The sequence below is a fragment of the Bradyrhizobium sp. 186 genome (assembly GCF_023101685.1).
Classification (GTDB): Bacteria; Pseudomonadota; Alphaproteobacteria; order Rhizobiales; family Xanthobacteraceae; genus Bradyrhizobium.
This window is the reverse complement of sequence record NZ_CP082164.1, coordinates 3801520-3815721: the sequence shown is the minus strand read 5'-3', so window position 1 is coordinate 3815721 and position 14202 is coordinate 3801520. Positions and strand designations below refer to the sequence as shown.

Genomic DNA, 14202 nt, shown 5'->3' with positions numbered 1-14202 from the left:
CATTCTGCGATTGAACCTACCGGGAAATCTGATTCACTGGCTTCATGAGTTTGAAGCCGGATGACCTTCCTTCGGATCTCGCCAGCGCCCAGGCGGCGCTGTTGATCGAACGTGAGGCGTTGCGGGCTGAACGCGACGCGCGGCTGAGGGTCGAGGTCGAACGCGATGCGGCCGCGGCGAAGGTCAGCCGGATACAGGCCGAAGCCATCAATTGGCAAGCCGAAGCGGCCAACGCGCGGGCGAAGCTGTCGGACAATGAGGCGCTGATCGCGCATCTCGAGCTGCGGATCGAGAAGCTCAAACGCGAACTGTACGGGCCGCGTTCCGAGCGCACGGCGCGGCTGATCGAGCAGTTGGAATTGGAACTTGAAGAACTCGTCACCACGGCGAGCGAGGATGAGCTCGCCGCGCAGGCCGCGGCGGCAAAGGCGCAGAGCGTACGCGCCTTCACGCGCAAGCGGCCGGTGCGCAAGCCATGGCCGGATGACATCGAACGCGAGCGCGTCGTCATTGAGGCTCCAACGAGCTGCGCCTGCTGCGGTGGATCGCGGCTGGCGAAGATCGGTGAGGATGTGACCAAGACGCTGGAGGAGATCCCGCGCCGCTTCAAGCTGATCGAGACGGTACGCGAGAAGTTCACCTGCCGCGATTGCGAGAAGATCAGCCAGCCGCCCGCGCCGTTCCATGCCACGCCGCGCGGCTTCATCGGCCCACAATTGCTGGCGACGATCCTGTTCGACAAGTTCGGCATGCATATCCCGCTCAACCGCCAGAGCGCGCGCTTTAAGGCCGAGGGGATCGACCTGCCGTTGTCGACCCTGGCCGACCAGGTCGGCCACGGGACCTTTGCCGTCATGCCGCTCTTCCACTTGATCGAACGCCATGTACTCGCGGCCGAGCGCCTGCATGGCGACGACACCACCATCCGTATCCTGGCGAAGGGCAAGTGCACGACCGGGCGGATCTGGACTTATGTGCGGGATGACCGGCCCTTCGCCGGGCCTGCGCCGCCGGCGGCGGTCTATTACGCCTCGAGCGACCGACGAGGCGAGCACCCCCAGAAGCATCTGGCCGCCTTCGCCGGTATCCTGCAAGCCGATTGCTACAACGGCTTCGAGCCGCTGTTCGACCCGCAAAAGAAAGCGATGCCGATCACACCGGCGTTTTGCCTGGCCCATGCGCGGCGGGGCTTCTTCGAGCTGGCTGACATCGAGAAAAATGCTCGGGAAGGTAAGAAGGGCAAACCGGTCTCTCCGATCGCGCTGGAGGCGGTCAGACGCCTCGATGCGTTGTTCGAGATCGAGCGCGCCATCAATGGCTGCGGCGCCGACGAGCGGCGCGCCGTGCGCCAGGAAAAGAGCAAGCCGCTTCTCGAGGACATGCACGCCTGGTTGCTGCGTGAGCGCGAAACCCTCTCGCGCTCCTCCGAGGTCCTGAAGCCTATGAACTACATGCTCAGGCGCTGGGACGACTTCGCCCGCTTCCTCGACGATGGCAGGATCTGCTTGACCAACAATTGCGCTGAGCGCGCATTGAGGGGCATCGCATTGGGAAGGCGCAACTGGACCTTCGCCGGCAGCCAGCGTGGCGCCGACCGTGCCGCCATCATGCTGACGATGATCACGACCTGTCGCCTCAACGACGTCGATCCCAAGGCCTGGCTCGCCGACGTCCTCGCCCGTATCGCCGATCTTCCCGCGTCGCGTCTGCACGAACTGCTGCCCTGGGAATGGAAGCTCCTGCGCCAAGCCGACAAGCCCGCCGGTCAGCAGGCCGCCTGACCTTCACGCAACGCCATCATAGAGCTCGCCGTGCCCGCGCGCATGCGTCAATCAGGCGGTCCTCGTCGTATGCGTACTGCGATCGTCGCGGCTCGCCGTGTGCAGGGACGGCTGGCGCGGGTAGCGGCTCGGACTTGGCACCGGCAGCTTGGCCTGCCATCGACAGGACGGCGAGGACTGGACGTTCTTCGAGCTTGATCCGCAAGTGGCGCGCATCGCGCGCGACCGGACTCTGTTCCATTTCCTGTCGGAATGTGCACCAGATATCCGCATTGTGCTCGGAGATGCGCGGCTCACCCTGACTGCCTCACCGGAGCGCTACGATCTGATCGTGCTCGACGCCTTCTCCTCCGATGCGATTCCCGTGCACCTGCTGACCCGCGAAGCGTTTGCCGGATATCTGGCGCACCTCACCGCTCACGGCGTCATCGTTCTGCACATTTCGAACCGGCATATGGCGCTGCGGGGGCCGGCGGCCGCGGTCGGCCTTACAGAAGGCCTCGTCGCCTTTGGCAAACTTCAGATTCCTCCTGTGACGGCGCAGGAGGACGCCCGGGCTGCATCTGAGGTGGTCGTGTTTGCCCGCGATGTAAAGGATCTTGGCGAGCTGCCGATGCAGGGGTGGACGCCCCTCGAACCTGGCTCGCGGGTTGCATGGACCGATGATTATGCAAACATTCTCGGCGCCGTTCTCGACGCCAAGCTCGGGCGCTGATCAAGCAGCCCGCTACGTTCCAGAAGCCTCGATCAAGCTGCTGTTCCGCGGCGGTGGTCAAGCCTACGGCTGATTGTTCGGCGGCCTCTCGATGAACCTGCGGCTGCCATTGAGAAGCTCGAGGTTGTTAGCGATCACCGGGTTGCCCGGATCGAGCGAATACGCCTTCTCGAACTTTCGCCGCGCACCACCCAGATTACCGCGCAGCATGAGCGAATAGCCCTGATCGTTCAGGATCTGGACGGTCTCGCCGCCAAGCCGGATCGCCTGGGCATAGGCCTGATCGGCAAGATCGAAGCGACGCAACTTGTCGTAGCTAGCCGCGAGCCCGACCCAGGCCGTTACATCCTTCGGCGCTTTCTCGACGGCGTCCTTGAAATAGCGCTGCGAGATTCCATAGTTGCCGCGATTGTATTGCTCCAGGCCCATCCGCACCGGCTCATCGGAGGGATAGTACTTGACGTCGGTCGGCTCCTGCACGGGATCGCCGCCCGGCGGATCCACCGGCGCAACGATCGCCGCCTCCCGAATCGTGTAGTCGCAGGCCGCGAGGCCCGTCGCCAACCAGCAGCAGGCGAGCGCCGGAATGAGACGCCGTAATCCCCGTCCCACGCTCCAGCTCCGACAACTTCCCTGCGTCATTCGACAAACCATTTGTGAAAACTACCTGCGAGAAACAGACGGCGCGACGAATGCTGTCAGCGCCAGAACCCAACGTCACAGCGTCACTTCCAAACTCTCTGTCCCAGCAGACGGACGCACCTGAGAGGTTGAAGCTTCAGCTGGTTACCTGCCCCCTCCGCCTATCCCAACGGCCACCGATCCTCCGGTCCCCGCTCCCAATCCAGTTGTGTTGACATTCTGAATTGTCGTGACGGGCGGCGGCTGGCCCATCGCTTTGGTCGGATCGCCCATGTCGGGAAGCTGATCCAGCGGGCGTTGCTGATAGCCATAGCGCGTCACCGCACCGCCCGTACGCCGCGCGTCGTACGCGATCCGGCGATCGCCGACATATGCCGGCCATGGGTGGATGGTGTGGGTGACGGCGTTGACTTGTTTGGCGTTGCCGGCGCTCATCGTGATGGTGTCGGAACGCTGGAAGTAGCGATCCATTTCGTCGTGCCCCGCAACCCCGTAGCAGCCTCCGAGCAGGAGCGGTGCGAGCAGAGCCAGATATCTGATGGTCATTCCTCGCCTCCTCTAGTTCAGGGTCTTCACGACCGGTTGGTTCGCACCAACGACCGGTGGCGGAGCGGGCACAATCGCGTTCGGCGCGATGATGTGACCATAGGGTCCCTTTACCTCGCCGCCGGAATTGACGTAGTCGTCGTAACGCTTGCGAACGTCCATCTGGCCATTGAGGAAGAAATCGACATCGTTGGCCGGCAAGCGGGAGTCGAGCGGCGAGGCCAGTTGCTGGCCGGGCGCGGCCGGCGCGACCAGACGCGGCGTCACGATGATGACCAGATCGGTTTCCTCCTGCTGATACGACTTGCTGCCGAACAAAGCGCCAAGCACAGGCACCGAGCCGATCCACGGCAATTGCGACACGTCCTGCCGGTTACGGGTCTGCAGCAGGCCGGCGATGGCAAAGCTCTGGCCATCGCGCAATTCGACAGTGGTGCGCGCATCGCGGCGGGTCAGCGACGGAACGGTGGTGCCCTGGATCGTGACTGCATTGGAGAAGTCGAGCTCGCTGACCGAGGGCTCGACGCGAAGGTTGATAACGCCACGCGAAAGCACGGTCGGCACGAATGCCAGTTCGACACCGAACTTCTTGTAGTCGATCGACACGGTCGGAAAGCCGGCTGCTGACTGCGTCGGGATCGGCACCGGGAATTCTCCGCCGGCCAGGAAGCGCGCGGCGTCGCCGGACAGCGTGGTCAGGTTGGGCTCCGCCAGCCGGCGTGCCAAGCCCTTTGTCTCAAGTGCATTAATGAGAAGATCCACCGAGCCACCGTTGCTGGTCCTGATGAGACTGGTCAGCAGGCTTCCAAACGGGGCCGGAGCGACACCGCCCGCTGAACCAATGAGCGTCCCCAGCGTTCCAAGCACGGGAAGGCTGCCTGTGGGAGGAGAGCCAACCTGTCCTCCCCCGGCACCCAAGGCGCTGGTGTTGGTATTGATCCCGCCTATGGGAGTCCGGCCCACGTTTGTGGTGCCGCCCAGCCCCGTATTTGCGACGTTGGTCCCGTTGGCGTTCGCCGCATAAAGATTCACGCCGAGGTCACGTCCCGCTTGCCGGCTGACTTCGAGAAAGCGCACCTCAAGCATCACTTGCTGCGGCGCCGCAACGCTCATCGCGTTGACGACGATGCCGCCCTCGGGAACGCTGCCTTTGGCAATCGCGAGCGCCTTCTCCGCCGCCACCGCATCGGCAGCCATTCCGCTCAGCACCACCTGGCCTTCAGACGCAGAGACGCGAATGCCACGCGTGCCCGTGCCCGATGCGATGTTCTGCTGCAGATTGCCGATGTCGAGAGTCACCTCGACATCGAGAATGCCGATCTGCTTCATCGAGCTGTCGAACAGGATGACGTTGGTGGTGCCGGTCTTCTTTCCTTGGACGTAGATCAGGTGATCGCTCAGGGATTTCACGTCGACGATGTCGGGCGAACCGGCCACGATCGTCGCAAAGGCCGAATCGACCCTGAAGGTCCGTGACTTGTTGAGGCTCACCTTGACCCGCTGGACCTCCGTCGCCTCGCTGACGAAGACGCTGCCGGAGGAGAGCCGCCGCTCTGCCGCCCCTGCGCGGTCGGTAGAATCAAACAAGGCCACCGACGCGCCAAGAGCTGTCATGCTCAAGACGACAATCGCGTGTCCCGCGCCACCCAATACGCGACCACCAACCATCCGAATCCCCTTCGCCGCATTTCCGACGGCCAATTCCGTAGATTTACGGCCTCCGACTTCCTGATCACTCTCCTTCGCGCACCACGCCGCAGAGCTTACAGTCTGTCCGACTACAAATAGTTACCTGCTGTTCTCATTCCCTGGCACGCCCGAACCGGAGCACACCCGAGCTCGGTCCGGACACGCCCCGGAGCCAGGCCGCAAAACGCGGCCCAAGGATCATCCCCCGCCACGCCCCTTGATTGCAAGGAGAGAGGCCCGCCCGGCCATGGCAACCCCTGAGAAAAGTCCCCGATGTTGCCAGCACGCACCACTTTCGTAGTCCGCTTGGGCTAATCGTCGGCCTGCCCAACGGGCCGAGACCATTCGGGCGCCCGCCGGCGCCGGTGCGCTCCAGATCAGCCGCAACGAATCGGGGCACGTCAGAATGGAACCTGGGTGGACACGCTCGGCGTGTTGAAGGACGTGCCCCATACCGGCACCAGCATGGTGAAACCCGACTGCGATGCCGTTATGGTAAGCGCGGAGGCTCCCGCCGTGGTGGTCACTGTAGGCGAGAGACCGCCATTATACAGGAAGGGAACAATGGCCTGCTTCTCTGCGTCCGACAGATAGTCAGTGGTGCAAGCGGATGGTGATGTGCCGGCTATTACAGCAGGCGTGTAGCAATTGATGATGTTCGCCCGCGCGCCGGCACTCGCAAGCATGCGCAACGATTGCACCGTGATCGCATATCGTCCGAAATCAAAGATGGCGAAGATCAGGGTGAACAAAGCCCCGCCGACGAGACAAAACTCGAAGGCCGCCACCCCGCGCTGGTCGAGCTTTCTCATCACTGCACCAAACGCACGGTTTGAACATTCGGCTTTGCTGCGCCATCGGATATACACTTGCTGTTGTCCAGGGTCGTATTGCCGGAGAATGTCACAGCGTAGGCTATGACCTGGTAGCAGCCGGGGCCAGTCTGCGAGCTGTTGCCTCCGTACGTGACAGGAGTATTTGGTATATAAACCGTGCCCTTGAAATAGCTGCTTGTGTTGCCGGTGAGGTTGACGCCCCCCTTCGTATAAGCCTCGCCATCATAGATGAGCAGGTCTACCATCTTGCTGCTGACCGACGAAAGCACCGATGGCCCCGCAGGATTCTTCACTGCAGTGATCTGGATTAATGGGCCGCCATTGACCTGCAGCGTTGCGCTCCCGATGAATATTAAGGTGGTCCCAAGCGCTCCAGACGTGATAGTCGTCGAAGAGCTGCTGATTTTGATGGTTCCGCTGCAAAAGTAGTAGGTGCCGTTTAACGTGCCATTTAACGACAGGTTGCCCGTAGGGGCGTTGCAGCAGGAGCCAGCTTCATACGACAGCAATGATGCGCACTGCCCCGCCGTCCCGCCCGGGAAATCCGACGTCTTCAACATGGCTAACGCCGCGCCTACTGCACTGAGTGGATCGGGGATCGGCTGCTGGTAGGTCAGCACGCCGGTGCACTGAGTGCCGCCCGTCTGGGAACAGCCGCCAACCGTGTAGCTCGGCGCACTCACCTGGATGCCATTATTGCCGACGAAGCCAATCGCGTTTGACGCGCTGCTGTCCGACGAAATACCGCACGTTGTCGACGATACAGTGGGGGAACCTTGAAAGGTAACAGAGTCCTTCAAAGCCAGCACACATGGAGGTTTCGCCAAACTGTCAACACCGGCGACCGCCGTCGCGACCACGTTGACCGTCGATAGACCAAGCAACTGAGCCAGGTATGCCGGCTGCTGCTGACTGACGGTGGCCTGAACGTAATTTCCGGCGGTCCCGTTCCACGACGTCAGCGTGGCGATCTGGACCGACTTCGACACGCCTGCGGGAAGGCTCGTCGCGCAGGTGGCGCCGGGATAGGAGGTGTCGCCGGAATTGCAGAACGAGTTCTGAGCAGCAACCTGCTTGCCGCGATAATCAACTGACTGTGTAGTACTGCAGGTTGTGCCAGGCTGTGGTGCGTTGTCGCACGCTAGCCGCAAGGCCCCCGAATAGGCGGCTGCGTCGGCCGCACCCTGGGCGCGTTGCTTAGTGACGTACCAAGACCCGGCTTCTCCGCCGAGCGCCATCACTCCGATCAATGGCACCAATGCAACCACAGTTGCAAACGCTGCGGATCCTCGACGGCAACGAAGCATGTTACGCATGGGACACCTATTGAAATCGCTCTGAATAAGTCAGTGTGAACGAACAGGCATTGCCGGTGGTGCTCGTGCACAACACCGACGTCAACACGATCGGCGCCAACGTAATTGTTGTTGAGTACTGATAATACTTCGCCAGCGAAGGATCGGAGTTTCCTGACGCGCAGACAGCATTGCTGTCGCCGCAAATCAGCTTGATGCTGGGGATCGGAAAGCGGCTATCGGCCTTCGCGAGCGCGGTCGACGCCCAACTGGACGCGTTCGTAACGTCAGGTGGTGGGGAATACAGGATGGATTGCCCGAACGCGCGCAATGCCGCGAGCGCCGATATGTACCGGTAGCCGGCCACGGCAAGATCAGCCAGCGGCAGCAGGATCAGCATGATCAGGAAAAGGTAGACGAACGGCATCTCGAACGCGACAGCGCCGCGCTGATCTGCGATCAAGTTACGTCTGCCCCTCACGAGCCTCTTTCGGCAGAGCAAAGAATGCATCACGTTGGCACCTTTACGCTCCAGTTTAGGACCGATACGTCCCATCATGCATTGTCCACGACTAATTCACGAGCCAGCCGATCACCACACGTACGGAATGAATCTCCAGCGCGACGCTTCGTAGCTCGTGTACTCTGGACAGTTGCGCCGGAGCAGATCTTCTTCGTAGTAGATCCGGCATACTTGAACGCCGATATGCAGCACAAACAGGGTCAACGTCACCGGCGAAAGGACCTTTAGAACCACGCCGAGTATCACAATCTCTTCCGCCAAATAGAGTGGATGCTTGATCCATTGGTACGGACCCGTTTGCACCACGGAACGCGCTTGCGGCACCAGGCTGAACGATTTACCAAGATGCCTGATCGTAACGAGCATCATGGTCATACCCGCCAACACGCAAACCGTGGATGCAAGGTTTGGTAACGCCTTGTCCGTCTCGCTGAAGAAGCCGATCGTCCACGGCATATAGGTGCCAACGAAGGCGGCTACTCTCGGCAGCAAGCCATCAGCATGCGCCTTTGCCGGTGGCCGGGTCATGACCAGCACCCCGAGAAGAATGTAGAAGCTGGCGAGACAAAAACTTGACACGAGTATCAGCCAAGAATCGGAAAACAATCCGATTTTGATCGCGTAGACGAGCGCCAGCAGCATGAACCACATGCCGCCGAGCAACTGCATGGTCCGCTCGTAAGTCGACTTATTCGATAGAGTGATGGTGCTCATAAATTACCTACTTGAACGCACGAACGAGATGCAAAAATGGGCTCGCGCCCAGAATGACGAACATGGCCGGAAGCATGAACAGCACCATCGGAATCGTCAGCTTGGCGCCCAGCTTGTGAGCTCGCTCCTCCAGCTTGGTGATACGCTCCCGCCGAAGGTCGACAGCAATGCCGCGCAGAGCCTGCCCCAGCGGCGTTCCGTACTGCAGGCTTTGGCCGATCACCGTTCCAAAGCGGCGAAGGCCATCCGACTTGGCGCCCAGCTTCTCGAATGCGTCGGCACGGCTCGGCAATATGCGGAGATCGTCGAGTAGGCCGCGCAATACCTGAGCCATCGCCGGATTGGTTTCCTTCATCTCATCCGCGACGCGCTCAAGCCCGCCCTCGAGGCCCATCCCCGCCTCACTGCACACAACGAGCAAATCGATGGTATCCGGCGTTCCCAGCCGAACAGCCGTATCAACGCGCCGTTTCATGACGAAAAGGATCAAGCGAGGTCCCATGATTCCGATCACCACCCCGATGAGCGTGAAAATCATCACGTCGGAGAGCGGTTTTCCGAGAAGCTGTGTCGCAAGGAAGGCCGCAAACGGAAACAGGAACATGCTGACGGCTTTGACCCCGATCCAGATCGGCAGGGTTTGATAATGGTTGAAACCTGCCGACTGAATGATCGTTCGGAGCTGCTCCAGATTTTCCTCCGCATAGAAGCGCTTGTAGCGAGCGCCTATCGAGGAAAGCCAGCCGACCAGATCCTGCGTAGAGCTTGACCGGTCCGGGATGCCGAGCACCGCGTTCGACACGCGCGTATCCAGCGCGCGAATATGCACTTCGCGAATGACCAGGACAAACATTGCGGCCGCAACGACCGTGGCAAGCGCCGCGAATCCGAGACTGGCACTCATAGCGCCGTCTCCCTCTTGATCATCCAACGTATCACGAAGTGTCCAACAACTACCGACGCGATTGCGTACGCCAGCAGCATGTTTCCAGTCGGGTCATAGAACAGCATATCTATCGACTGTGGATTGACCAGGTAGAGTAATCCGCCCACGATGAGCGGCGCTAGCGAAAGGGCACGCGAAGAGAAGATGACTTCTCCGGCCAGAGCCTTCGCGCGCGCAGCCAGCGCAACTCGTTGGCTTACAGTGTCGGCCAGTATCTGAAGGGTTTCTGCCAGACTGCCGCCCGCCTTCAACTGGACCGCGAGCGTTACTGCGAACATGGCGTATTCAGCAACCAGCGTTCGCCGATAAATCCCTTCGACAGCCTCTTCCGGCGCCCTCCCCATAGCCACCTCGCTGCAGACGATCGCGAACTGGCCGGATGTTGGTTGTGGCATCTCGCGCGCAATGGCGCGGAACGCTTCATTGACGGGCAACCCCGATCGAACGGTGCTGGTCACCAACTGAATTGCGTCGGGAAGCTGACGGAAGAGCTGATTGATAAAGCGATTACGTTGCCATCCGAACAGACCTCGTACCACGAGGAGGGCGATGACAGCGGCACTGATCGATAGCGTGGGCGCGGAGAGTTGCAGCATGCGATTGGCATAAAAGACGCCACCTGCCGCCAAGGCTCCGGCGAGAAACACGTAGGCCGGATGCCAAGCGTGGACGATCTCGGCGTTGTAGTTCACGAGCCGATAGAACATTTGCCAACGCGAAGCCTTGGCCGCTCGCCGGATGGACACCAAGGTTGCAGCCTGAGATGCGGGCAGAGCAATTTCGAGCTGGCGGTCCATCCGCCTCTGTCGCCCGTCGAGCCACAGAGTATTTACCGTTGCACACAGCAGAAGCACCAGAACGATGATCAAGGGCGTCGTCATCAGATCTGCCTCATCGCCTCTGCCCAGGCCCGCTCAAGCCCGTAATAGACAAGGCGGCTCTTGAATTTCGGAACTGCGTTCGTGGATCGGTATGTGCCCGATATGCGCCCGTGTACATCCTCGTCCTTGTACTCGAACAGCGCAACATCGTTGGTGGTGATCACCTCGCCTTCTAGGCCAATCACCTCAGTGATCTGAACGATCCGGCGCTGTCCGTCCCGCATGCGTTCGACCTGCACGATGAGATCGAGGGCGGCGACAATCTGTGCGCGGATTGCGCGCGACGGCAGATTGACCTGGCCCATCTGCACCATATTTTCGACGCGCGTCAGCGCATCGCGCGCACTATTGGCATGCACCGTCGAGATCGATCCATCATGGCCGGTGTTCATCGCCTGCAGCATATCGAATGCTTCGGCGCCGCGGACCTCACCCACCACGATACGATCCGGGCGCATACGCAGCGCGTTCCACAGGAGATCACGTTGCGTTACCTGCCCCGTACCCTCCAGGCTGGGCGGCCGCGTCTCCAGGCTGATCACGTGCGGCTGCTGCAGTTGCAGCTCCGCTGCATCCTCGATCGTTACGATGCGTTCGCTGTGGTCGATGAACTGGCTAAGGGCGTTCAGCAGAGTTGTCTTGCCGGACCCCGTACCGCCGGAGACCAGGACATTGAGCCGGCACCGGGAGGCAATCTCCAGCAGCTGGCCGAGGGCGGGGGTCATCGATCCGTTCTCGATCATCCCAGCGATGTTCAAACGCCGGCTTGGAAATTTTCGGATTGAGACGCAGGGGCCGTGGATCGCCAGCGGCGGCAGGATGATGTTGACGCGGCTGCCGTCCGGGAGACGGCAATCCACCATCGGACTGGATTCATCCACGCGCCGGCCAACCTGCGCAGCAATCTTCTGCGCGACCGCGGCAATATGGTCGTTGTCCCGGAATCGCACCGCGACGCGCTCCAGCTTGCCGCTCCGCTCGACATAGACATTGCTCGGCCCGTTGATCATGATGTCGTTGATCGTCTGGTCAAGCAGAAGCTGACGGAGCGGGCCGTAACCGGTCATATCATCAGCGATTTCTTCCGCCAACCGGAGCTGCTCGCGACCGGACAGCTCCAGCCGCTCCTGGTTGGCGATGCCGTGGATGATTTCCTCGATCTGCCGCCGCAGGACCTCGCGCGAGACCGACGCAGCCACTGCCGGCTCGATCTGCTCGATGACCCGTTCGCGCAACGACGCCGACATCACCGTGTGATGGGTTGAAGATTCTTCGCGCTTCGGGGCCGACGCAGACAGCGCCGGGGGCTCCGAACTCGGCACGGATGCGGATGATGCCACGCTTGGCGCAGTTAGCGGCGTAGCGAGCAGCACCGGCGGGAGGCCGGGCGCCACCGTCGGCGTGCTCGCCATCAGTGTGGGCAAACGGGTTGGCATCTCGTCTGAGCGCCTGCCGAACTTTTTCATAACCCGAGCCACCTTCTCCACCGTCCCTTTCGCTTGGGCCCCCCCACGCCGGCGATCTCACGTACGATCGGAGCGAGGTGACGCCGCAGCGCGGATACATGCTTGAGGGCCGGAATCCCGAGGTTGACCGCCTGGGTCATTCCCTTGCCGAGATCCGGGATCACCATGTCCGGTTCTGCGCCCAGAGCCTTGACGATCGTCGCCCTGGGCAAACCGCCGGCGCGATCCGCACGATTGAGCAGGGTGAAGACCCGATCCTTGCCCGCGATGTTCGTGACCGCGTTGCGTAGCGCATGCGCATTGCGCAGACCGGTCACTTCCGCTTCCAGCAGAACCAGCACTTGACGGGACATCTGAATGACCGGATAGATCGAGGCCGGGAACGGCACCGGCACATCGACAACGACGTAGTTGAACCTCTGACGAAGCAGGCCGAGCACGTGGCGGACGCCAGCTTCGGTGATGTCGAGCTTGGCATCGAGGTCTTCGTCGCCGGAAATCAGGCAAACCCGATCATTAACCGCGATTGCCGCGCGCTCCAGAAACAGCGTGTCGGCCCGCATGGGATTTTCAAGAGCAATGCGCAGCCCGGGGCCCGGGCGCACACCCAGCATCACGGCGGTCTCGCCGCCCTGCAGATGAAGATCGAGCAGCGCCACCTTGGCCTTCGTGGTCTCGGCCAATTGCAGGGCGAGGTTGATGGCGATGCTGGTCGCTCCGGCGCCGCCCTGCGCACCGCAGATCGAGACCACATGTCCTCCGCGGTCATTATGAGCGGGCGCGACGGCGCCAAGCAGCTTCGGGCGGAGTTGGTCCAGCACCATATCCCGGGTGATCGGCGTTGGAAGATACTCGGTAACGCCGGTCTCCATCAGTTCGCGGTAGAAAGTGATCTCCCTGTTCTCGCCGATCAGGCATACCCGCACATCGGGCGGGCAGACGCTGGCTAGCCGTTCCAGGTCCGTGAAGGGATCATCGATCCCGCTGATGTCGGTCACCAGCGCGAACAGATCGGTCTCAGTCTCCAGCATGCGCGTCGCATGACGGATGCTGCCCCGCCGGATCACCAGATTGCTGCCGTCGAGCCCCTTGCGTAGCGCAGCAGCGCTCAGCTCGTCGTTCACGAAGCAGACGATACGGTTACGTGTGAGAGCGGACGTCGTCTCTCCGGGTGATTCCACCACTGCCATGTTCACACTCATCAACGTTTCTCCAGCATCTTGCCAGCATCGCCCACCGCAGCAGCCGTGAGGCGCGCAGCCTCCGTCGCCCCATCGCAGGCGACAAGAGCGTCGTCGTCCAGGTCCTGCTTCCTGACCGAGTATTGCTTTAGCTCGCGGCCGGAATAGATCGCGACCGTTGTGCTCTGGCCGGCAACCGCACTCTGGCGGGCCAGCTCTGGCGACACATCGCAGCTGGAAGTCGCACCCGTATCGGCCTTCTCCCACTGCTCGGCCGCAGATCGGACGACGAGCGAGAGCGTACCAAGCTGCTTTGCGACGGAGACCTTCTTGACCTGTTCCGGCTTAAGCTCCAACGAAACAGTTTGCGTCGTCTTACCGGGGAGAGAATTGCTGACGGGGCGCCCGCCTTGCGCCATCTCCTGATCGATCGCGATGACGCGCACGTTGGAAAGTACGGTTTCGCTGACAGCGCGACGCACCGGATCCGCCTTCTCGAACACCTGGGTCAACACGACGTCGACATTGTCGCCCGGCCTGATCAGACCCGAGACGCCAGTCTCCTCGTCGACCTTGAGGCTTATCGCGCGGCTGTCTGGCGCCAGGACGCTGGCGAGGAAGCCGCGATCCTTCGGGCGCAGGATGTCCTGCAATGTAATGGCGCTGCCGGCGTCGACGAACTTGCGAACCAGAGAACCAGGAAGTCCGGCCTTGGTGTCAGGCGTTTCGAGGATTGCCCCTGCAGGGACATGATCAGACACCGCCTGGCGCACGGTGAAATCTTCGTCCCGCGCCAAGGTTCCTTTCGAAAGCGGGCGTGCCGCAACAAAGTAGCCGACGGTGGCACGCGCGACTTGGGGCTTTTCCGCGACCACCTCCGCAACAACCGGATCTTTCGGCAGGTTCACGCTGTATGCAATGAGCCCGAGCGCCGTAGCAGCAAGCAACAGCACCACGATAATCGAGACGCGCAATGCGGACGACATG

Annotated in this window: 14 protein-coding genes; 2 read left to right on the top strand and 12 right to left on the bottom strand. The window is 61.5% G+C overall.

All coding sequences use genetic code 11. The features are described 5' to 3' along the window. The first annotated feature begins 44 nt into the window (after window positions 1-44). Together IVB18_RS18125 and IVB18_RS18120 are read left to right on the top strand one after the other, a co-directional pair. The gene (locus IVB18_RS18125) at window positions 45-1781 is read left to right on the top strand and encodes an IS66 family transposase (RefSeq protein ID WP_247989757.1); all 1737 of its coding nucleotides are present in this window, start codon (window positions 45-47) and stop codon (window positions 1779-1781) included. 148 nt (window positions 1782-1929) lie between these two features. Further along, the gene (locus tag IVB18_RS18120; protein ID WP_256476956.1) at window positions 1930-2496 is read left to right on the top strand and encodes a fused MFS/spermidine synthase; all 567 of its coding nucleotides are present in this window, start codon (window positions 1930-1932) and stop codon (window positions 2494-2496) included. A gap of 63 nt (window positions 2497-2559) precedes the next feature. Here the strand turns inward: IVB18_RS18120 and IVB18_RS18115 are convergent, their stop codons facing one another. The 12 genes from IVB18_RS18115 to cpaB all read right to left on the bottom strand — a co-directional run bounded on the left by IVB18_RS18115 (window position 2560) and on the right by cpaB (window position 14201). Next, window positions 2560-3108, bottom strand: a complete 549-nt coding sequence (locus IVB18_RS18115) for a tetratricopeptide repeat protein (RefSeq protein ID WP_247990375.1) — start codon at window positions 3106-3108, stop codon at window positions 2560-2562. A gap of 174 nt (window positions 3109-3282) precedes the next feature. Beyond that, the gene (locus IVB18_RS18110) at window positions 3283-3684 is read right to left on the bottom strand and encodes a hypothetical protein (protein ID WP_247990374.1); all 402 of its coding nucleotides are present in this window, start codon (window positions 3682-3684) and stop codon (window positions 3283-3285) included. A 12-nt stretch (window positions 3685-3696) separates the two neighbouring features. Then, window positions 3697-5352 (bottom strand): type II and III secretion system protein family protein, encoded by a 1656-nt coding sequence (locus tag IVB18_RS18105; RefSeq protein WP_247990373.1) that lies wholly within the window; start codon window positions 5350-5352, stop codon window positions 3697-3699. Between the two features lie 422 nt (window positions 5353-5774). Continuing rightward, the gene (locus IVB18_RS18100) at window positions 5775-6185 is read right to left on the bottom strand and encodes a TadE family protein (protein WP_247990372.1); all 411 of its coding nucleotides are present in this window, start codon (window positions 6183-6185) and stop codon (window positions 5775-5777) included. After that, window positions 6185-7516 (bottom strand): pilus assembly protein TadG-related protein, encoded by a 1332-nt coding sequence (locus tag IVB18_RS18095; protein WP_256477109.1) that lies wholly within the window; start codon window positions 7514-7516, stop codon window positions 6185-6187. The genes IVB18_RS18100 and IVB18_RS18095 overlap by 1 nt, the downstream gene beginning before the upstream one ends. A 16-nt stretch (window positions 7517-7532) precedes the next feature. Next, window positions 7533-7967, bottom strand: coding sequence for a hypothetical protein (locus tag IVB18_RS18090; protein ID WP_247990370.1), 435 nt, complete (start codon window positions 7965-7967; stop codon window positions 7533-7535). 129 nt (window positions 7968-8096) lie between these two features. Continuing rightward, on the bottom strand, window positions 8097-8696 hold the full coding sequence (locus IVB18_RS18085) for a methyltransferase (protein ID WP_247990369.1): 600 nt from the start codon (window positions 8694-8696) through the stop codon (window positions 8097-8099). A gap of 52 nt (window positions 8697-8748) precedes the next feature. Continuing rightward, window positions 8749-9645, bottom strand: coding sequence for a type II secretion system F family protein (locus IVB18_RS18080; RefSeq protein WP_247990368.1), 897 nt, complete (start codon window positions 9643-9645; stop codon window positions 8749-8751). After that, on the bottom strand, window positions 9642-10568 hold the full coding sequence (locus IVB18_RS18075) for a type II secretion system F family protein (protein ID WP_247990367.1): 927 nt from the start codon (window positions 10566-10568) through the stop codon (window positions 9642-9644). Before IVB18_RS18075 ends, IVB18_RS18080 begins: the two co-directional genes overlap by 4 nt. Beyond that, window positions 10568-12034, bottom strand: coding sequence for a CpaF family protein (locus IVB18_RS18070; RefSeq protein ID WP_247990366.1), 1467 nt, complete (start codon window positions 12032-12034; stop codon window positions 10568-10570). Before IVB18_RS18070 ends, IVB18_RS18075 begins: the two co-directional genes overlap by 1 nt. Further along, a complete protein-coding gene (locus IVB18_RS18065) occupies window positions 12031-13236 on the bottom strand; it encodes an AAA family ATPase (RefSeq protein WP_247990365.1) in 1206 nt (401 codons plus the stop codon). The genes IVB18_RS18070 and IVB18_RS18065 overlap by 4 nt, the downstream gene beginning before the upstream one ends. Continuing rightward, a complete protein-coding gene (gene cpaB, locus IVB18_RS18060) occupies window positions 13236-14201 on the bottom strand; it encodes a Flp pilus assembly protein CpaB (RefSeq protein WP_247990364.1) in 966 nt (321 codons plus the stop codon). Before cpaB ends, IVB18_RS18065 begins: the two co-directional genes overlap by 1 nt. Between the last annotated feature and the right edge of the window lies 1 nt (window position 14202).